This window comes from Pseudomonas sp. KBN10P06128, from assembly GCF_037574945.1.
In the GTDB taxonomy this organism is placed as follows: Bacteria; Pseudomonadota; Gammaproteobacteria; order Pseudomonadales; family Pseudomonadaceae; genus Pseudomonas; species Pseudomonas aeruginosa.
Genome location: NZ_JBBELR010000001.1, coordinates 6,273,374 through 6,292,963 on the forward strand (window position 1 = coordinate 6,273,374; position 19,590 = coordinate 6,292,963).

The window sequence follows — 19,590 nt, forward strand, 5'->3', positions numbered from 1 at the left end:
GCCGCCACGCCCTCCGGCGATATCTCCACATTCCCGTGAATTTCATTCAACCCGTTGATTTTTATGTAGTTAAGAATTAGCGAAGGTAGCCTCTCCCCCGGGAGAAGGAGCCTGCCGGAACGGCCCTGGGTGCACGTGATCGAAGCGTGCGCGCACCGGTTTGGGGCCTTCGGTAACACCGTTCAGCGCAATTGCGGGTAACCCCAGCCCTGCGCCTGACGCTCGTAGTCGAGGAGAATCCGGTAATGCTCCTCGCCGGCCGGGAGGAAGCTTTTCAGCGCCAGTGTCGCGGCCAGGTGCGGGCACTCGATCAGCGTCAGGTTCAGCGCTTCGAACAGTTCGCGGCGTTGCGCCGCACTCCAGTGCAGCGAGGTGATCAGCGGCAAGGCCGGGCTCGGCGCGCTGCGCCCGAGCACGCGCAGGCCGGCCAGGCGCTCCGGTGCGTGGCGTTGCAGGTAGCCGAAGGTCACTGCATCCACCGAGGTCAGCTCGACCTCACCCGCCGCCACCATCGCAAGGCTGCGCAGGTGGCCGCCGCTGATGCGCACTTCGGCGAAGAACGCCGAGTCTCGCCCCAGCGGCGCCAGCGCATGGCGCAGCAGGTTCATGCCGCTGTTGGAGTCGCGGTCGTTGAGCGCCAGGCGGGTATTGCGGAAGTCGCCGAGGCGCTGGCGCGCCTGTCCTTCGGCGGCGACGAACAGACTGCAATGCTCGCCGGGAGCGCAATCGGGCAAGTCGTAGCTGGGCACCGCGAGCACCGCCACCTGGCCGCGCAACTGGGTCATCAGCGGATAGCCGCAGGTCTGCGCGAACAGCAGGTTAGGCTGTCGCCACTGCACCGCCAGATCGGCGGCGGCCGGCGCGTAACGGCGCACGCCCAGGCGCCGGCAGACCTCGCCGATGAAGGTTGCGCCGGCTTGCCTGACGCAGTCCGGCTCGACATACATGTCCAGCGCCGCCACCACCGGGGTATCGATCATGCTCTCGTCCGCCTGCCTTCAATGCTCGGGATGCACCGGCGCATCCACCGGCCGCCAACCGTGGCGCCGCCATAGACGACCATAGCCGGGCAGGTGGAAATCGCCACTGCGTCGCCGGTAGGCACGGCGGCTTGCGTTATACACGCGCGGCAGCAGGTACCAGGGCAGGCCCGGCAGATCGTGGTGGACCAGATGCAGGTTGTTGTTGAGGAACAGCAGCCGCCACGGCCACCCCGCCTCGACCAGCACACTGCGCTGCGCCGGCTCGCGGGCCGGACGGTGCTCGTAGAAAGAGCGCAGCATGCTCAGACCGAGGGCCGGATAGGCCACCGCCGGCAGGTACAGCCAGGGCGGGATGCCCGCCCAGCGCCAAAGCCCGGCCAGCAACCCGCCCAGCAGCACGGCATGCAGGCCCCACAGGCGCCAGGCGGCGCCCTCTCCCTGGCGCAACCGCGAACCTTCCAGGCGCGCCATCGCCGCCAGGGCCAGCAACGGGCCGAGGGTGGCGCGACCGAGCAGGGTCTTGTCCAGGCAGAGCCAGCGCCGCCGCCAGGAGCCCAGGCGCGGCCACTCGGACAGACTGACGTAGCGACTCTCGGGGTCCAGCCCCGGGTAGGTCAGTTGCTCGTCGAGGTGGTGCCGCAAGTGGCTGTCACGGTACAGCGGATAGGGATACCAGACGGCCAGCGGCAGATAGCCGAGCACGGCGTTGAACCTCGGCCAGCGGGTCGGGTGGCCATGGATCAGCTCATGCTGCAACGACATGTAGAGGGAGGCAAACGGCACCAGCCCCGCCAGCACCGGCCAGCCCCAATGCCGATACTGGCTGGCGAGCAGTGCCCAACCGCCGTACAGGCAGGCGACCAGCAGCCAGGTCGGCCATTCGCTGCGCGCCTGGAAGGTATCCTGGAGCCGCCGCACCAGGGTGCGCTGACGCCCGCTCAGGTAGTGCGCCATGAAGGCTGGCGAGGCTTACTTCAGGGAGGTATCGAGGCGCGTGGCGACTTCGGCCGGCACCCAGTGGCTCCAGATTTCGCGATGCTGGCGAAGGAACTGCGCACGCACCTCGCCGACCTCGCGATGATTCTGCGCCATGTCGGCGAGCAGCTCGTTGAACAGCGGCAAGGGGATCTCGACCTTGCGGAACAGCTCGACCAACGCCGGCGCCTTGTCATGGAAATCGCGGGAAACGCCAATGGTGATCTTCGCCGGCAACGAGCGGGAACCGATGGGGTCGGGGTTCTTCGGATCGGACAGGGTGGCCCAGGCCTTCTCGCTGAACGGCGGCTCTTCCAGTTGCACCAGCTTGAAACGGCCCATCAACGGAGTCGGCGACCAATAGTAGAAAAGCACCGGCTCACCGCGCCGGAAGGCCGCACTGATCGCCGCATCCAGCGCCGGGCCGGTGCCGGTGCGGAAGTTCGTGTAGCTGTCCTGCAACCTGTAGGCCTTGAGCTTCTGGCTGTTGACGATCTCGCAGGTCCAGCCGGTCGGGCAGTTGTAGAAACGCCCCTTGGCGGGCTCCTCGGGATCGCGGAACAGCGCCTTGTAGCGCGGCAGGTCGGCGACCGACCTCAACTCCGGCGCCTTCGCCTCGATGCCTCGTTGTGGGTCGCCCTTGACCAGGTACTCCGGCACCCACCAGCCCTCGGTGGCGCCCTTCACCGTCTCGCCGACGGAGAACACCTCGCCCGCCTCCTCCGCCGCGCGCCACACCGGGCTACGCCCGGCCCATTGCTCTCCGGTGACCTGGATATCGTTCTGGCGCAGGGCGTTTTCCATGGTCACGGTATTGCCCGGCAGCGCGTCGGTCTCGCAGCCGTAGCCTTTTTCCAGTACGTAGCGCAACAGGTCGGTGGTGAACATGCCGCTTTCCCAGTTCAGCCCGGCGAACACCACTTTGCCCGGGTACGGGCATTCCGCCGCGACGGCGGTCTGGCTGGCGAGGCTGGCGCCCAGGGCGAGGACGGCGAGGATCTGGCGAAGCGGGGGCATGCGGGTCTCCCGGTTGGAGTCGGACGGCATGCGGAACTATATAGGCATTAAAAATATTGGATTAATAACGTTTGGTTCTTTTGATAGACAAAAGCGCCTACCCTTTCGGTGTAGACGCTTTTTCCTGGCGGCGCCGGCAAATCACAGCGAATCGAGTTCCACCGCACAGACCCACGCCGGCTCGTGGGCCGTCAGGCGCCAATGCTGCAAGCCCTGCAGTCCCTCGGCGCACAGGCAGTCGTGGGCAGCCAGTTGCCCGCGAGGTTGCCCTTGCAAGGAAATCGCTACCCCGCCCTGCTGGGCGAACAGCAGCAGCGTGCTCGCCGTGCCGTGCCAGTCCAGCTCGCCCTCGACCCGCAGCCATTGCAGGCGCGCGCGATGGCGCCGGGGCGCATAGATCAGGTTGAAGTCGCGGATAGCTCCATCGAGCAGGGTGCAGTGCACCTCGCTGTCGCCGGAAAAGGCGAAGGCCTGCCGCGCGCGTAGCGGCGCGGATTCCGCGCCATCCACCCGCAGGCGCATGCCGCCGCCCTCCAGCACGCTGATGATCCGCTGGTAACCGGCGAAGCGGGAGAAGCCGCCGGACTCGCCGACATCGGCGATCGACAGGCGCCAGCCGAAGCCGTCCAGGCCGTCGCCGCCGTCGCGGGCGATCTCCTCGGTGGAGCCGGCGCCGTTCTTCCACGGCATTCTCGGGTAGTCGACGGCGCGCAGGATGCGGAATTCGCTCATGAGCTGAAGCGTCCTTCCAGACGGTGGCGGGAACCCGGGTGCAGCAGCCGCGCGGCGGTCACCGCGACACGCCCGGACCAGGTGCGGCGGCGGATCAGCAGGCACGGCTCGCCGCGTTCGATCTGCAACAGCTTGCACTCGGCCGGCTCGGCGAGGATCGCCTCGACCACATGCTCGCCCTCGGTGAGCGGCGCCACCTGGGTCAGGTAGGCATAGGGCGTTTGCCGGGTGAAATCCTGCTTGAGGTAGTCCGGCGCCACCGCGGCGTTCACGTAGCGGTCCTCGATCTGCACCGGGATATCGTTCTCGTAGTGCACGATCAGCGAGTGGAACACCCGCTGGCCTTCGCGCACGTCCAGTGCCAGGGCGCGCTCGGGGCCGGCGACCTCCTCGCCGAGGGTGATCACCTGGCAACGATGGCGATGCCCGCGGGCCGCGATCTCGTCGGCGATATTGTGCACCTCGAACAGTGCCGACTGGCCCTTGGGCTCGGCGACGAAGGTACCGACCCCCTGCATGCGCACCAGCAGGCCGTCGCTGGTCAGTTCGCGCAGGGCGCGATTGATGGTCATGCGACTGAAGCCGAGCTGGCTGACCAGTTCGCTCTCGGAGGGCACCCGGTGGTGCGGCGGCCAGGCGCCCGACTGGATCTGGCTGACGATCATCTGCTTGACCCGCGCGTAGAGCGGCGCCGGTACCTCGCCGAGTTGCGAGGCCAGCGGGGAACGATCGGAAGAAGAGGACGTCACGGAGAGACTCCTTGTCGAGGCGTCGATGAAGTGAGTTTACGCACCGCTTAATCGTCTGTATATGTATATACAAATAAAACAGACTGCGTGTGAGCTGATTATGTCCGCAATTTTCGCTGAACGTGCGTTGCTGCCGGAAGGCTGGGCGCGAAATGTCCGTTTCGAGATTTCCGCGGACGGAGTCCTCGCCGAGATTCGTCCCGACGCCAACGCCGACGGCGCCGAACGCCTCGGCGGCGCCGTGCTGCCGGGGATGCCCAACCTCCATTCGCACGCGTTCCAGCGCGCCATGGCCGGGCTCGCCGAAGTCGCCGGCAATCCCAACGACAGTTTCTGGACCTGGCGCGAGCTGATGTACCGGATGGTCGCTCGGCTGTCGCCGGAACAGATCGAGGTCATCGCCCGCCAGCTCTATATCGAGATGCTCAAGGCCGGCTACACGGCGGTGGCGGAATTCCACTACGTCCATCACGACCTCGACGGCCGCTCCTACGCCGACCCCGCCGAACTTTCCCTGCGCATCTCCCGCGCCGCCAGCGCCGCCGGCATCGGCCTGACCCTGCTTCCCGTGCTTTACAGCCACGCAGGCTTCGGCGGCCAGCCGGCCAGCGAGGGCCAGCGGCGCTTCATCAATGGCAGCGAGGCCTACCTGGAACTGCTCCAGCGCCTGCGCGCGCCGCTGGACGCGGCAGGCCACTCCCTGGGCCTGTGCTTCCACTCCCTGCGCGCGGTGACTCCGCAGCAGATCGCCACGGTCCTCGCCGCCGGCCACGGCGACCTGCCGGTCCACATCCATATCGCCGAACAGCAGAAGGAAGTCGATGACTGCCTGGCCTGGAGCGGACGCCGGCCGTTGCAATGGCTGTACGAGAACGTCGCGGTCGACCAGCGCTGGTGCCTGGTCCATGCGACCCACGCCGACCCCGCCGAGGTGGCGGCGATGGCGCGTAGCGGCGCGGTGGCCGGCCTGTGCCTGAGCACCGAGGCCAACCTCGGCGACGGCATCTTCCCGGCGACGGACTTCCTCGCCCAGGGCGGGCGCCTGGGCATCGGCTCGGACAGCCACGTCTCGCTCAGCGTGGTCGAGGAACTCCGCTGGCTGGAATACGGCCAGCGCCTGCGCGACCGGAAACGCAACCGGCTGTACTGCGACGACCAGCCGATGATCGGCCGCACGCTCTACGACGCTGCGCTGGCTGGCGGCGCCCAGGCCCTTGGGCAGCCGATCGGTAGCCTCGCCGTGGGCCGCCGCGCCGACCTGCTGGTGCTCGACGGCAACGACCCCTACCTGGCCAGCGCCGAGGGCGACGCCCTGCTCAACCGCTGGCTGTTCGCCGGCGGCGACCGCCAGGTGCGCGACGTGATGGTGGCCGGCAGATGGGTGGTGCGCGACGGCCGGCATGCCGGGGAAGAACGCAGCGCACGGGCATTCGTCCAGGTGCTGGGGGAACTGCTCGACTGACCCTGCACAGCGGCGGACAACCGCGTTGCGCTTATCCGCCCCACTCGTTCGAGCCGTCGGGCGCTAAAAGCCGATACTTCCCACGCCAGCCGCCAGGCGTGAACGGCGCTGGAAAGAAAAAACGCCCCGGCGGGGCGTTCCTTCACTGGCTCCGCTTCAACTGGCCGTCGGGTACCCGCCAGATCAGCTCGTCCACCGCATAACCGCGGCTGCGCGCTTCTTCCAGCAGACGTTCGCGGGTCTGCTGCGAAACCTGCGGGGTACGCGACAGCAGCCACAGGTATTCACGGTTCGGATTGCCCACCAGCGCGGTACGGTAGTCGTCGTCCACCGCTAGCACCCAATAGTCGCCGCGCGCCACGTTGGGGAAGAGATTGGCGAACCAGTTGTCGAAGCGCACCCACAACTTGTCGGTGCGACCCGGCTGCTGGGCGACCGCCCGCCCCTCCACCTGCTCCCAGTCGCCATCCAGGGTCAGGCAGCGATTGATCACCTGGATGCTCTGGTCTTCCTGCAAGCGGTAATGCGCCTCCGATTGCGCGCAGTTGCGCTGGAAGAACATCGGCAAGCGCGCCAGTTCGTACCAGGTGCCCTGGTAGCGCTGGAGGTCGACCTGCTCGGTGGCCGGCGGATTCTTCGGCGAGCCCGCGCAACCGACCAGCAACAAGCCCAGCCACAGGGTGCAGAGCACCCGGATCGGCAGACCGATCACTTGAGCCCCTGGCCGGAGAAGAGCAGCGCCTTGTCGGCCGCGTACTGCACGCTGATGAAAGCCTTCTCGTCGCCCCAGGTGCAGCTGGACATGCCCAGCGCGCCGGAGCACTCGGTGGGCTTGCCGAGGATCGCCTCGACCTCGGCCTTGCTCATGCCGGCCTTGAGCTTGGAATAGTTTTCCTGGTTGATCTTGCTGCAGGCAGCCAGGACGACGCAGAAAGCGACCACGGCCAGGGTACGGAACGACGCCATGAGGAACTCCTTGTTCGGGGGAAGCGCTGCCCTACAGCTTGGCATACGCGGGGGAAATCCGAAGCCTTGGAGTCAGAAACGCGAACCGGGTTCCCTGAGGAACGCCGTCTCCTCCTCGCTGGAAGGGCGGCCGAGAATGGCGTTGCGATGGGGGAAGCGGCCGAAACGGGCGACTACCGCATGATGCCGCTCGGCATAGTCGTAGAAGTCATCGAAGGGCTGGCGCGCACTGCCGCCGACCTGATCGCGCAGGTCGCGGAAGCAGGCTACCGCCCGCTCCTGGCTGGGCAGGTCCTCGGCGTGCTCCAGGACCAGGTAGGCGAACACCCGGCGCACCGGCGGCAACTGGCGGTCGAAGCCTTTCTCCAGGCCCTCGCGCACCACCCGTTGCGCCCGGGCGTCGCCGGCGTAGGCGCGCGGCGTGTCGCGGTAGATCATCCGCGGCAACTGGTCGAGCAACAGGATCAACGCCAGCCAGCCATCGGCCTCGGCCGTCCACTCCTGCAAGCCGCCGTCCAGCGCCTGGTTCACCAGGTCGCCGAAACGGCCGCCGGCATCGGCGTCCTGGCAGACGTTCTTGCCGAACCACAGGCCGTTGCGCTGGGCAACCACCTCGGCGGCATCGCTGGAGGTGCCGAACCACCAGTCGAGCAGGGTCTCCCAGGGCGCGCTCATCGGCCTACTCCGCGTGGTAGCCGGTGATGCGCTCGACTTCCTGCTTCGAGCCGAGGAACACCGCGACACGCTGGTGCAGGTTCTCCGGCTTGATGTCGAGGATGCGCTGGGTGCCGTTGGTGGCGGCGCCGCCGGCCTGCTCGATGATGAACGACATCGGGTTGGCTTCGTACATCAGGCGCAGCTTGCCGGGCTTCTCCGGCTCGCGGGCGTCGCGCGGGTACATGAAGACGCCACCACGGGTCAGGATGCGGTGGACGTCGGCGACCATCGAGGCGATCCAGCGCATGTTGTAGTTCTTGCCCAGCGGGCCTTCCTTGCCGGCCAGCAGTTCTTCCACGTAGCGTTTCACCGGCGCTTCCCAGTGGCGCTGGTTGGACATGTTGATGGCGAACTCGGCGGTGCTTTCCGGCACGCTGATGTTGTCGTGGGTGAGGACGAAGCTGCCCAGCTCGCGATCCAGGGTGAAGCCCTTGACGCCGTTGCCGAGGGTCAGCATCAGCATGGTCTGCGGGCCGTAGATGGCGTAGCCGGCGGCGACCTGGGTGGTGCCCGGCTGGAGGAAGGCTTCCTCGCGCAGGGTATCGTTCTGGTTCAGGTACTCGTTGGGGCAGCGCAGCACCGAGAAGATGGTGCCGACCGAGACGTTGACGTCGATGTTGCTGGAGCCGTCCAGCGGGTCGAAGACCAACAGGTAGGCGCCTTTCGGATAGCGCCCCGGAATCTGGTAGGGGTGGTCCATCTCCTCGGAGGCCATGCCGGCCAGGTTGCCGGCCCATTCGTTGGCTTCCAGCAGGATCTCGTTGGACATCACGTCCAGCTTCTTCTGCACCTCGCCCTGCACGTTCTCGGTGCCCATGCTGCCGAGTACGCCGCCCAGCGCGCCCTTGGACACCGCATGGCTGATTTCCTTGCAGGCACGCGCCACGACCTCGATGAGGAAGCGCAGGTCGGCCGGGGTGTTGTGGCTGCGGGTCTGCTCGATCAGATAGCGGCTCAGGGTAACGCGGGACATGGATGGCTCCGGAGAGAGGAAAAAACCCGCGCAGTTTAACGCGGAATTGGCGGTCACGCTTGACTCCGCGCAACCGCCGGTTGGAGATCGGCGGCGGTGGCGCGGTTCATTTCCGCGGCGCGCAACCGATCGACGGTCGTCAGCCGCGTCCCATCTCGCCGTTCAGGCTGGCCTGGACGATTTCCACCCAGTAGCCGTCGGGATCGCTGATGAAGGCCACGTTCTTCATGCCTCGGTCCAGCGGCTTGACGAAGTTCACCCCGAGCGTCTCGAAACGCTCGCAGGCCGCCACCAGGTCGGGCACCGAGAAGCAGATGTGGCCGAACCCGCGCGGGTCCTGGTTGCCGTTGTGGTACTGGCTGTCGTCGCTCTCGCTGTCCCAGTTGTGGGTCAGTTCGAGGACCGACTGGCGTCCGAAGGTGTAGCGCTGGCGTTCGTCGAGCGCGTCGGGCACCTCTTCGCCACGGGTCATGGCGAGGAAATACAGGGAGAAGCGGCCTTCCTCGAAATCCAGGCGACGCAGCAGGCGCATGCCGAGCACCCGCGAGTAGAAGTCGAGCGAGCGCTTCGGATCCTTGACCCGCAACATGGTGTGGTTGAACACGTATTCCTGGGTAATGGCGTCCGGCTCCATGCAGATGCCGGGCTGTACTTCGGTGTTGAAACTCATCGGGCGATTCCCTCGAACGAAACGGATCGGCAGTGTATGGCGGTCGACCGGGCGGCGAGTAACAGCGGGGTACTACTCTCTTGATGCCGGCGCGCGCCGATCGTTCCGTCGACGGGAAACGCGACCGGCGCCGCCCGGGCGCCGGCCGCCGTTTCAGAAGTCCAGGCTCAGCGCCAGGCTGACGCTCTGCTGGGTATCGTCCTCGCCCTTGCGCCAGTTGTAGCCGCCGCGCAGCGACAGCTCCGGCGCCAGCTTCTGGCTGAAGCCGAGTGAGACGCGGTTGAGATGGTCCTGCGGGGTGTAGCCTTCGAGGGTGAAGCGATTGCCCGGCAGGCTGTTGAGGGACATGGTCAGGTCCTGGGTGTCGTCCTCGTACTCACGCTCGTGGGCGTACTCGGCGAACAGCTGGGTATCGCCGCCGAACGCGTACTTGCCTTGCAGGCCGGCGCCCAGGCGCTTCGAGCTGCGCTTCTGATCGTCGTAGTCGAGCGCGGTGGCGCTGGCGCCCTTCTCGGAATAGCCGTCGACCTCGACCCGCGCGTAGTCGGCGCTGACGAACGGCGACAGGTGCCAGGGACTGTCGGCCTGCTGGGCGATGTCATAGCCCAGGCGCGCGCTGAACGCCCACAGGTGGCCGTTGGTGTCGCCTTTCTCGCTGCGCTCGCCGCCGCCCAGGGCGAACTTGCGCTTCAGGTCGTCGTAGTCGAGGTAGCCGCCGGTCAGCGCCGCGTCAGCCCACCAGCGGTTTTCCTGGTACTGCACGAAGGCGCTGGCCATGTAGCTGTTCATCCGGTAGTCGGAATCCTTGGCGCCGGCTTCCAGCTTCTGCCGGTAGAAGCCGGCGGCGACCCCGGCCCGCCAGGCCTCGTCGATGCGGTAGCTGCCGCCAAGGGTCAGGTTGTAGCCGTTGCCGTCGCCGCTGGCGGCGCTGTCCTGGGAGTCGAAGTCCAGGCGCTGGCCACCGCCGCCGACGAAGCCGCGCCACTGGCCGACGTTCTGCCAGTTCTCCCAGTCCGCCTGCCACTGGCTGCGCAGTTCATCCTGGTAGGCACGCAGGGTGCCGTGGGCCATTTCCGGCAGCAGGGTCAGCTCCCAGGGCGCCGACAGCAGCGAATAGGTGTAGTCGGCGATCAGGCGCTGGCCGGTGATGGTCGGGTGCACGCTGTCGTTGAACAGCAATTTGCTCGGGTCGGGCGTGCTGCCGTTGATCCCGTAGGTCGGGTTCATGGTGCAGCCGTTGCCGCTGAAACAGGTGCCGATCAGGTTCTGGTCGGCGGCCAGGCCGAAGGAAGCCGGGTTGGCCATGCCTTCCTTGAGCAGCAGCGGGATGTTCAACGGAATGACGTTGGCGCCGGCCTGGCTCAACTGGGCGGTCAGCTCGGCGTTGAACGTGCCGCTGAGTTGGCTGGCGAAAGGCTGCAAGGGACCACCGAAGGTAGCCGGGGTCAGGCCCAGGTCGGGCAACAGCCAGACCACGATGTAGCGCGCGCCGGCCTGCTGCAGGGCCTGCACGCTATCCACCAGGCGACCGGCGGCCTGTTGTGCCTGGACGTCGTTGAGGATGCGCCCCTGGAGGAAGTCGTTGCCGCCGCCGGTGATGTAGTACAACGCGTTCGGATCGGCACCCAGGCCCTGGCGGGCACGGTCCACCAGGTAGCCATCGCGGCTGCGCAGGAGGGTATTGTCGCGCTCGATCAGCGAGCCGTTGGCCGCGGTGATCGAGTCGTAGATCTGATCGGTCCGGTAGCCGCCCACCGCCCAGTTGTTGCCGTCGGCGATGCCCTGCTGGGCGTTGACCGGCGAGGTCGAGGCAGCCAGGTCGCCCGGGGCGATGCCGAGCTGATTGCCGAGCAGCATGGGCGCGGTCGGTCCGAAGATCTCGCCGCTGCCGTTCTGGTAGGTCGGGCCGACCCGGTTGGTGAAACGCGAGGTGCTTCCGGCGGGGCCGGCAGGATCGGGGAACTGCCCGGCATCGCTGAGGCTGTCGCCGAACACCACCAGCGTCGAATAGGGCGAAGGAGCAGCCTGCGGGGCGGTGGACAGCGAAGCCAGCAGGCAGGCCGCTACCAGTGGCTTGAGCGCCATTCTGATCATTCTCTTACTCCGTGATTTGTTTTTATTGTCGGGCCGCCGCGTCGTCGGCATGCGCCCCGGGGCCCGTCGTAAAGCCTCCTCAGCCGAACAGCATAGCGCGGAACCGGCTCATGGCTTGTTCGGCGAGGAACGCAGCAGGCTCATTGCCATTATTACCAGCAGAGCGACCCCCAGCAGAAGTACCGCCCACAGGCCGATCTTCTTCCAGTCGCTACCCGGTGCCGGCGCCGCGGCCGCCATGGCCACCTCCAGCGGTTCGCCCAGGCTGGCGCTACCCAGGGTGGCGCGCTTGCTCTCGGTATAGCCGGGAATCAGTACGCCGAGCGGCAGCGCCGCCGACTGCGCGCCGGGCTTGCCGAACGCCAGCCGGTACGGCGGGCTGCCGCGCACCAGGAACACCAGTTCGCTGGCCGGCAGGCCGACACTCAGGGACGGGACCTCCGGGCCCAGGCCGGTACCTCGTTGGTCCACCTGCAGACGCAGCTCGTGCACCGCCCAGCCCGGCAGTTCCAGCTCGTTCTGCTGTACGTTGCGGCCGTCGATCGGCAGCCGGTAGAGAACCCCGCGTGCCAGGCTGCTCCAGGCGGCCTCCCGGCGCGGCGAAGCGTTCTCCGTACGATCACGGCCGGACAGTTCCACCGGGACGATGGTGTGGGTCAGCGCCTGCTCCAGGGACACCCGCACCCGCTGCAACGGCAACGCCAGCGGCAACTGCCAGCGGTACTCGCCGTCCCCTGCCTGGCGCCCGGCCAGCGGCTCGGACCAGATCATCGGCGCCGGCTCGGTGCTCCGCGTGCTGCCTTGCAGGCGGGCGCCATGGAGGTCTGCCGCGGTTGCCCCGGCCGGCCAGGCCAGACGCAGGTAGCGGGCCTGGCGGCCGGGAAGCTTGACCTCGCTGACATCGATGCGTTCGCCGTTGAAGGTCAAGCGGGCGATCTGTCCGTCACCCCAGGCCTGCCAATGCTCGAGGTCGTCGCTGGCTTCCACGGAGAAGCGCTGGAAGCCCTCCTCCGGGCTGCTCCAGTCCAGCCGCAGGCGCTCCAGGGGAAACGTCACCGCGCTCGCGTCGATCAGCCAGCCGCGCAAAGTCTCGGCAGCCGGCCCGGCGTTTTCCGTCAGCACCTCGACTATGGTGCCGCTGGTGTTGCGCTGCACCCGCAGGTTCGGCTGCGTCGCGTCGGCGGCGGACGTGCCTCGCAACGGGAACAGCCGCACCTCGGCCTCATGCGACGTGCTGGCCTGGCGCTCGCTGCCGGCCATCAGGGCGTAGGGCAAGGCCTCGCCCTCGGCATCGAAGACCCGCAGGTCGCGCAGGTCGGCATGGGCAGCCGACAACTGCACGCTCATCGGGATGCTCAGGCGATACCAGGGACCTTCGCCCTGCAGCGACAGCGCCACCTGGCGGCTGAAACCTTCGGCAGACTCCTTCGCCGACAGCGGCAGGGACAGGCAGGCGCCCAGCAGGAGCAGGCCGGCGGTTCTGAACGAAAAGGAGCGCGTCATGGCTGCTCGGCCTCCGATGCGACCTCGGCACGACGCGGAGGCAAGGGTGAGAAGTAGCCGACGACCAGCAACAGGACGCCGACCCCGATGAAGGAGATGATTCGCTCCAGGCTGCCGCTGTTGCCCAGCTCGACGAAGAACAGCTTGACCACCACGACGCCGACCAGCGCCGCGCCGACCATCCACAGGTCGCGCCGGCCGAGACGGGTACCGGCGATGGTCAGGCCCAGCGCGCAGAGCGTCCAGACCAGCGACAGCCCCGCCTGCACCAGCATCGACGCGGCCAGCGCCTCGGCCTGGAACGGCACGCCGGCCAGGTGGTGCGCGGCGCGGCACACCGCCAGGGTCAGCAGGGCGAACAGCGAGGCGCCGGCCAACGCCTGGCGCCCCAGGCGCGCGCTGGCATTGCCATCGACGAGCGAGGCCAGGCTGGCGTCGCTCCAGCGGTAGAGGGCGAACAGCACGATCAGCAGCCCCAGTTCCAGCGGGTTGGCCAGCGGCAGGTAAGGCAGCGGCTCGGCGGCGCCGTCGCTGAGCAGGTTGGCGCTCCAGAACCAGCCGAGCAGCAACAGCGCCACCGGCGCAGCGGCGAGCAGCCGATACTCCCGCGGGAAGTCGCGCAGCGGCCAGGGCAGGCTCCGCCCGCCAGCCACCAGCAGCAGGTAGGCGCTCGGGACCAGCGCCCAGCCCAGCCAACGCCAGGCGTTGTACTGTTCGGCGAGCAGGGCGAACAGGTAGCGCAGCTCCAGCGCCAGCACCCCTAGCAACAGCCAGCAACCGAGCACATGGGCGACGCTCAGGGCCTTCGCCGGCAGCAACGGGGCAAGGCGTCGCAGCGACAGCAGGTGCGTGGCGAACAGCAGCGGCCAGGCCAGCCAGCCGAATTCGCCGAACGGCTGGTAATCGAAACGCCAGGCACTGGCCAGGGCCAACAGCGCCACCGGGACCAGCGCCAGGCACAGCAGGGCCAGTTCGCGCCAGCGCTCGCGCAGCGCCAGCAGCATCCACGACGCCACTGTCGCCGCGGCCACCAGCAGCAACGCATGCTCGCGCAGGCCATAAGGCACGAAGCGGACGGTTTCGCACAGCGCGGTCAGCGCCCACCAGCCGGCTCCCCAGAGCAGCAGCAGGTGCGACAGCTCGGCCAGGCCGAGGGTACCTATACCCAGCGCCCGCTCGCGCTCGCCGGCGCGGCGCAGCCGCCAGGCGCCGACCAGCGCCGCCAGGGCCAGCACTGCCGGCGTCCAGAACCCGGAATGGGCCAGGGGCCGCAGGCCTTCGCCGCTCAGCGAGCCGAACAGCGACGGCCCGGCGAGGAGGAACGCCAGGCCGCCCACTACCTGCAAGGCGAGGCCGAAGTAGAAGCTCAGGCGCTGGCGCAGCACCAGGCTCAGCCAGATGATCAGCAGCCCGCTACCGGCCCATACCGCGCTGGCGCTGCGCCAAGGCAGGACGAACAGCACTGCCAGGTTGACGAACGCCAGACCGGCCAGCAGCACCAGGCTCAAGCCCATGAGCAGCCGACTGTCGTCCTTCACCAGCGGGTCGCGCGCCGCCAGCAGCATGCCGCCGATCAGCGCCAGGCCAATCAGCGAGGCGGTCATCAAGCCACGCCAGCCCGAGTCGAATACCCCACCCTGGCCATCGCCGCCCTGCAAATGCAGGAGGAACAGCGCACCGCCCAGCAGTTGCACGGCGAAGGCGCAGAACAGGAAGGTACGCGAGCCCAGGCGCAAGCCGGCGAACAAGCTCGCCAGGCCGGCCACGGCCCAGGCGATGGCGGTGCCGTCGACGGCCAGGCAGAGCGGTGCGACCAGGTAGAGGAAGGCCAGGCCGGCGGCTGCCAGCAACGGCCGGCAGGCCGGCTCCCAGTCGGCCAGCGCTTTCGCCGGCGCGCGACGCAGCTGCCAGAAGCTGAACAGCGCCGCCGCACCGAGCATCAGCGCGCCCAGCGGCGAACCCTCCAGCAACGTCGTCTCACCCGGCCGCACGCCATTCAGGTAGGCCAACGCCGCACCGCCCTGCAACAGCAGAGCGAAGATCCGCGCCAGGCGGCGTTGCTGGTGCAGGCCGAGCCAGTAGATGCCGGCGCCCTCGACCGCCCAGGCGGCCGAGGTCCAGCGCGCGTCCAGGCCGAGCGGAATGGCCAGGGTGCCGAAGACCACCCCCAGCGCCAGGCAGATTTCCACCAGCAGGCTGGTGCGTCCGGCCGAAGCATGGCCACGCAGCGCCCGCGCCAGGACCATGTAGAAGAGGCCCAGGGCCAGGGCGCTGAAGGCCATGCCAAAATCGATGTGGCCGATCACCGCGCATTGCAGGCCGAACCCCACCAGTGGCGGGCCGAACAGCACGGTGGCGTCGATGTAGTCGGCCTGTCGCGCCGACCAGCGCAGCAGTTCGCCGCGCTCGGCAGGCGCCTGCGCGGCCTCCAGCAGCTTGCGGCGGGCGAAGAGCAGGCCGATCCCGACGTACATCAGGAAGAACAGGGCCAGGAACGGCTCGGTGCTGGCGAACAGCTCCGGTGTATAGGAGCGCAGTCCCCAGGCGAAACCGATGCCGAAGGTGCCGACGAAGCCGACCAGGTTGAGCGGCCGCCAGGCGCGGAACCAGGCGATGGCGAAGATGCCGGCGTTGAGCAGGGCGAAGTAGCTGAACAGCGCTACATGGTTGCCGCTGCCGGTGGAGGTCAGGATCGGCGCGGCGAAGCCGCCGAGCGCCGCCACCACCGCCAGGCCCATGGCGTTCTGCAGCACGGCGAGGATCGCCGAGCAGATCGTCACCACCACCAGCAGGGCCAGCGCCGCGCCGGGAGAGATCAGCGGATGCAGGCGCATGGCGGCGAAGATGGTCAGGTACAGCACCGCGATACCGGTGCCTTGCAGGATCAGGCCGTAGGCGGCGCGCCGCTCGCGCAACCACCAGCCGACGCCGAGCAGCGCCATCGCTGCCAGCGCCACCCCGGCGTAGCGGTACTCCACCGGCACCGCCACCCGTTCCGAGGCGTAGCGCAGGAGGAAGGCCAGGCCGATGAACAGCAGCACCACGCCGATGCGCAATACCGTGTTGCCGCCGAACAGCCAGCCCTTGGCCGCGGCGAAGCCACGCTCGACCAGCGAGGGTTCGCGTGGAGGCGCTGGAGGGGCGGCACGGCGCGGCGCTGGCTGGGCGTCAGGCTGGAACGCCGGCTGACGCTCGATGGGCTGGACGGACTCGGGGGGACGAGGCGGAGGCGGCGCAGCCTCGACGGCCGGCAGCTCGATGTCCCAGTCCAGCGGCGGGGCAACCTCGGCGGAAGGAGCGGGAGGCGTGTCTGCGAGCGGCTGGTCGATGCCGGCGGCCGGCTCGGGAACGCTTTCGGGAAGGTCCTGCGCCTGGCGCTCCACGCGCAGCAAGCGCTGGTGGATGACCTCGGTGCCGCGCTCGAAGCGTTCGGCGAATTCGCTCATCTGCTTGCGCAGGCGCTCGTTCTGTTGCGCCAGGTTTTGCAGCGAGACTGCCTGTCCCAGGGCCAGGCCGGAAAGGCCGCCGAGGAGGGCGCCGACCAGCGATTCCCCGGCGAAGCCGCCGAGGATCAGGCCCACCAGCATGAAAATCCATTGCATGCGTCGAATCCTTGATCAAGAGGTACCACGATCCACTGATACCTGCCCTGGCCATCCTGCCAGAGCGGAACCCGCGCCGGGAGTATACAGCCCGCATTCCAGAGATTCGACGCATTCCGACGCCCGCCCCGTGGCGAGCTACCTCTTCCTGGCGATGAACTGGACCACACAGGCCGCGCCGGTGTGGAAACGGCCCTCGACCACCTCGCGCTCGATTTCCCGCGCCAGCAGCACCTCGCAATCCGGCAGCTCCGCCTCCAGCGCCGCGCGGCTCACCAGCATGTCGACGTCCGCCGGGCCGCCGGTGCCGCGGCCGAGCTGTTCCGGCCGATAGGCCTCCAGCAGGAAGAGACCGCCCGGTCGCAGCGAACGCTCCAGCAGGCGGTTGAGTCTGCCGCGCACGCGACTGGGCAGGTGCGCGAAGATCGACACCACCGCGCCGAACGCCGCTGCCGGCGGTTCGTAGTCCGCCAGGTCGACCACCAGGGTGTCGATCGACACGCCTTTCGCCTCGGCCAGCCGGCGCGCCTTGGCCAGGCCAACGGCGGAGCCATCCACGCCAAGCACCTCCAGCCCCAGCGAAGCGAGGAACACCGCGTTGCGCCCCTCGCCCTCGGCGACGCTCAACACCGGCCCGGCCAGCCGCTGCGCATGTTCCTTCAGGAAAGCGTTGGGTTCGGTTCCGTAGACATACTCTTCGGCGGCATAGCGTTCGTCCCACATGAGGTTCACCTCGTCTGTATTTCGTCACGGCCCAGGTGCCGAAACGCTAGTCTTCCACTTCAAGTCGACTTGAGGTCAAGGGCATGCGGCAACTGGACATAGGCGAGGTCGCGCGACGATCCGGGGTACCGGCCTCGACCCTGCGCTACTACGAGGAAAAGGGACTGATTGCCTCCAGCGGCCGGCACGGCCTGCGCCGGCTGTTCGATGCAGGCGTGCTGGAGCGGCTGGCGCTGATCGGGCTGGGCCGCGCCGCCGGGTTGTCGCTGGACGAGATTGCCGGCATGGGCGCAGCCGACGGCGCGTTGCGGATCGACCGCGCGGCGCTGGCGGCCAAGGCCGACGAACTGGACCGGACGATCCGCCGCCTCGCCGCCATGCGCGACGGCCTGCGGCATGCCGCGGCCTGTCCGGCGCGCGAACACATGGACTGCCCGACGTTCCGCCGCCTGCTGCGGGCCGCTGCCGCGGGGGCCATCAAGCCACGCCGGAAAGCGCCCGGCGCATAGCAAAACGGCCGGCAGGCCGGGCACCCCTGCCCTGCCTGCCGGCCGTGAGGCACGCCGTTGCGGCGCGCCGGTACGGCAACGGTTTAGACCTTGCTGCGCTCGTAGCGCTTGCGGTCGTTCTCGTTGAGCATCTTCTTGCGCAGGCGGATCGACTTCGGCGTCACTTCCACCAGCTCGTCGTCGGCGATGAACTCCAGCGCCTGCTCGAGGGTGAAGCGGATCGGCGGAACCAGGGCGATGACTTCGTCCTTGCCGGAAGCGCGCATGTTGTCGAGCTTCTTGCCCTTGGTCGGGTTGATCACCAGGTCGTTGTCACGGCTGTTGATGCCGGCCAACTGGCCTTCGTAGATTTCGTCGCCCGGGCCGAGGAACAGCTTGCCGCGGCTCTGCAGGGTCTCCAGCGAGTAGGTCAGCGCGGTGCCGGTGGCCATGGAGACCAGTACGCCGTTCTGGCGGTTGCTGACTTCGCCGGCCTTGATCGGACCGTAGTGGCTGAAGGTCGAGGTCAGGATGCCGGTGCCCGAGGTCAGGGTCAGGAAGTTGTTGCGGAAGCCGATCAGGCCGCGCGCCGGAATGGTGTACTCCAGGCGCACGCGGCCCTTGCCGTCGGGAATCATGTTGCTCAGGTCGCCCTTGCGCAGGCCCATCTGCTCCATCACCGAGCCCTGGTGCTGCTCCTCGATGTCGATGGTGACGTTCTCGTAGGGCTCCTGCTTCTCGCCGTCCTTCTCGATGATCACCACTTCCGGGCGGCCCACGGCCAGCTCGAAGCCTTCGCGGCGCATGGTCTCGATCAGTACCGACAGGTGCAGTTCGCCACGGCCGGAAACCTTGAACTTCTCCGGGCTGTCGCCCGGCTCGACGCGCAGCGCCACGTTATGCAGCAGTTCCTTCTCCAGGCGCTCCTTGATGTTGCGGCTGGTGACGAACTTGCCTTCGCGGCCGGCGAACGGCGAATCGTTGACCTGGAAGGTCATGCTCACGGTCGGCTGGTCGACGGTCAGCGGCGGCAGCGCCTCGACGTTCTGCGGGTCGCACAGGGTATCGGAGATGAACAGCTCCTCCATGCCGCTGACGCAGACGATGTCGCCGGCTTCCGCCTCGGCCACCTCGACGCGCTGCAGGCCGTGGTGGCCCATGATCTTCAGGATGCGGCCGTTGCGCTTGCTGCCGTCGTCGCTGATGGCCACCACCGGGGTGTTGGACTTGACCTTGCCGCGGGTGATGCGGCCGATACCGATCACGCCGAGGAAGCTGTTGTAGTCCAGCTGCGAGATCTGCATCTGGAACGGACCCTCGGTGTCCACCACCGGGGCCGGGACGTGGTCGATGATCGCCTGGAACAGCGCGTCCATGTTGTCGTCCATCTTCTCGTGGTCGAGGCCGGCGATGCCGTTCAGGGCGCTGGCGTAGACGATCGGGAAGTCGAGTTGCTCGTCGGTGGCGCCGAGGTTGTCGAACAGGTCGAAGATCTGGTCGATGACCCAATCCGGACGCGCGCCCGGGCGGTCGATCTTGTTCACCACCACGATCGGACGCAGGCCGGCCTTGAAGGCCTTCTGGGTCACGAAGCGGGTCTGCGGCATGGGGCCGTCCTGGGCGTCGACCACCAGCAGCACGGAGTCGACCATCGACATCACGCGCTCCACCTCGCCGCCGAAGTCGGCGTGACCGGGGGTGTCGACGATGTTGATGTTGTAGCCGTTCCACTTGATCGCGGTGTTCTTCGCCAGGATGGTGATGCCACGCTCTTTTTCCTGGTCGTTGGAGTCCATCACCCGCTCGCTTTCCGCTTCTTTGCGGTCGAGGGTGCCGGACAGCTTCAGCAGCTTGTCCACCAGGGTGGTCTTGCCATGGTCGACGTGGGCGATGATGGCGATGTTGCGCAGATTTTCGATCACAAGTCTTGTCTCGT

The 19,590-nt window shown here is 67.9% G+C and carries 17 protein-coding genes; 2 read left to right on the top strand and 15 right to left on the bottom strand.

The window, feature by feature from the left end; translation table 11 throughout:
- Positions 1-182: 182 nt before the first annotated feature.
- From VQ065_RS29220 to hutC, 5 genes are all read right to left on the bottom strand, one after another.
- Positions 183-980, bottom strand: coding sequence for a phosphate/phosphite/phosphonate ABC transporter substrate-binding protein (locus VQ065_RS29220; RefSeq protein ID WP_003095961.1), 798 nt, complete (start codon positions 978-980; stop codon positions 183-185).
- An 18-nt stretch (positions 981-998) separates the two neighbouring features.
- On the bottom strand, positions 999-1,937 hold the full coding sequence (locus VQ065_RS29225) for a fatty acid desaturase (protein ID WP_003095963.1): 939 nt from the start codon (positions 1,935-1,937) through the stop codon (positions 999-1,001).
- A gap of 15 nt (positions 1,938-1,952) precedes the next feature.
- Positions 1,953-2,975 (bottom strand): ABC transporter substrate-binding protein, encoded by a 1,023-nt coding sequence (locus VQ065_RS29230; protein ID WP_003095966.1) that lies wholly within the window; start codon positions 2,973-2,975, stop codon positions 1,953-1,955.
- Between the two features lie 141 nt (positions 2,976-3,116).
- Positions 3,117-3,707 (bottom strand): HutD/Ves family protein, encoded by a 591-nt coding sequence (locus VQ065_RS29235; RefSeq protein WP_003095969.1) that lies wholly within the window; start codon positions 3,705-3,707, stop codon positions 3,117-3,119.
- On the bottom strand, positions 3,704-4,456 hold the full coding sequence (hutC, locus tag VQ065_RS29240) for a histidine utilization repressor (RefSeq protein WP_003095970.1): 753 nt from the start codon (positions 4,454-4,456) through the stop codon (positions 3,704-3,706). Before hutC ends, VQ065_RS29235 begins: the two co-directional genes overlap by 4 nt.
- 100 nt (positions 4,457-4,556) lie before the next feature.
- Between hutC and VQ065_RS29245 the strand changes: the two genes are divergently transcribed.
- Positions 4,557-5,918, top strand: a complete 1,362-nt coding sequence (locus VQ065_RS29245; protein WP_014603504.1) for a formimidoylglutamate deiminase — start codon at positions 4,557-4,559, stop codon at positions 5,916-5,918.
- Between the two features lie 142 nt (positions 5,919-6,060).
- Here the strand turns inward: VQ065_RS29245 and VQ065_RS29250 are convergent, their stop codons facing one another.
- The 9 genes from VQ065_RS29250 to VQ065_RS29290 form a co-directional block, all read right to left on the bottom strand.
- Positions 6,061-6,630, bottom strand: a complete 570-nt coding sequence (locus VQ065_RS29250) for a lipocalin family protein (RefSeq protein WP_003095980.1) — start codon at positions 6,628-6,630, stop codon at positions 6,061-6,063.
- Entirely contained in the window at positions 6,627-6,884 is a 258-nt protein-coding gene (gene bamE, locus VQ065_RS29255; protein WP_003095983.1) for an outer membrane protein assembly factor BamE domain-containing protein, read from the bottom strand. The genes VQ065_RS29250 and bamE overlap by 4 nt, the downstream gene beginning before the upstream one ends.
- Positions 6,885-6,956: 72 nt before the next feature.
- Complete coding sequence (locus VQ065_RS29260) at positions 6,957-7,559, bottom strand: DUF924 family protein (RefSeq protein WP_003095987.1); 603 nt, start codon at positions 7,557-7,559, stop codon at positions 6,957-6,959.
- Positions 7,560-7,563: 4 nt separating this feature from the next.
- Entirely contained in the window at positions 7,564-8,574 is a 1,011-nt protein-coding gene (locus VQ065_RS29265; protein ID WP_003095990.1) for a class 1 fructose-bisphosphatase, read from the bottom strand.
- A gap of 139 nt (positions 8,575-8,713) precedes the next feature.
- Positions 8,714-9,244, bottom strand: coding sequence for a lactoylglutathione lyase (gloA, locus tag VQ065_RS29270; protein WP_003095993.1), 531 nt, complete (start codon positions 9,242-9,244; stop codon positions 8,714-8,716).
- A 153-nt stretch (positions 9,245-9,397) separates the two neighbouring features.
- On the bottom strand, positions 9,398-11,338 hold the full coding sequence (estA, locus tag VQ065_RS29275; RefSeq protein ID WP_003095996.1) for an esterase EstA: 1,941 nt from the start codon (positions 11,336-11,338) through the stop codon (positions 9,398-9,400).
- Positions 11,339-11,446: 108 nt separating this feature from the next.
- Positions 11,447-12,841, bottom strand: a complete 1,395-nt coding sequence (locus VQ065_RS29280) for a DUF3999 domain-containing protein (protein ID WP_003095998.1) — start codon at positions 12,839-12,841, stop codon at positions 11,447-11,449.
- A complete protein-coding gene (locus VQ065_RS29285) occupies positions 12,838-16,443 on the bottom strand; it encodes a DUF2339 domain-containing protein (protein ID WP_014603502.1) in 3,606 nt (1,201 codons plus the stop codon). The genes VQ065_RS29280 and VQ065_RS29285 overlap by 4 nt, the downstream gene beginning before the upstream one ends.
- Positions 16,444-16,581: 138 nt before the next feature.
- The gene (locus tag VQ065_RS29290; RefSeq protein ID WP_003096006.1) at positions 16,582-17,166 is read right to left on the bottom strand and encodes an SAM-dependent methyltransferase; all 585 of its coding nucleotides are present in this window, start codon (positions 17,164-17,166) and stop codon (positions 16,582-16,584) included.
- Between the two features lie 83 nt (positions 17,167-17,249).
- On the opposite strand from VQ065_RS29290, the gene VQ065_RS29295 reads away from it, so the two are divergent.
- A complete protein-coding gene (locus VQ065_RS29295; RefSeq protein ID WP_003114472.1) occupies positions 17,250-17,675 on the top strand; it encodes a helix-turn-helix domain-containing protein in 426 nt (141 codons plus the stop codon).
- Positions 17,676-17,758: 83 nt separating this feature from the next.
- Here VQ065_RS29295 and typA read toward each other — a convergent pair whose 3' ends face one another.
- Positions 17,759-19,576: a translational GTPase TypA gene (gene typA / locus VQ065_RS29300; protein WP_003096009.1), complete on the bottom strand. Its 1,818-nt coding sequence runs from the start codon at positions 19,574-19,576 to the stop codon at positions 17,759-17,761.
- Between the last annotated feature and the right edge of the window lie 14 nt (positions 19,577-19,590).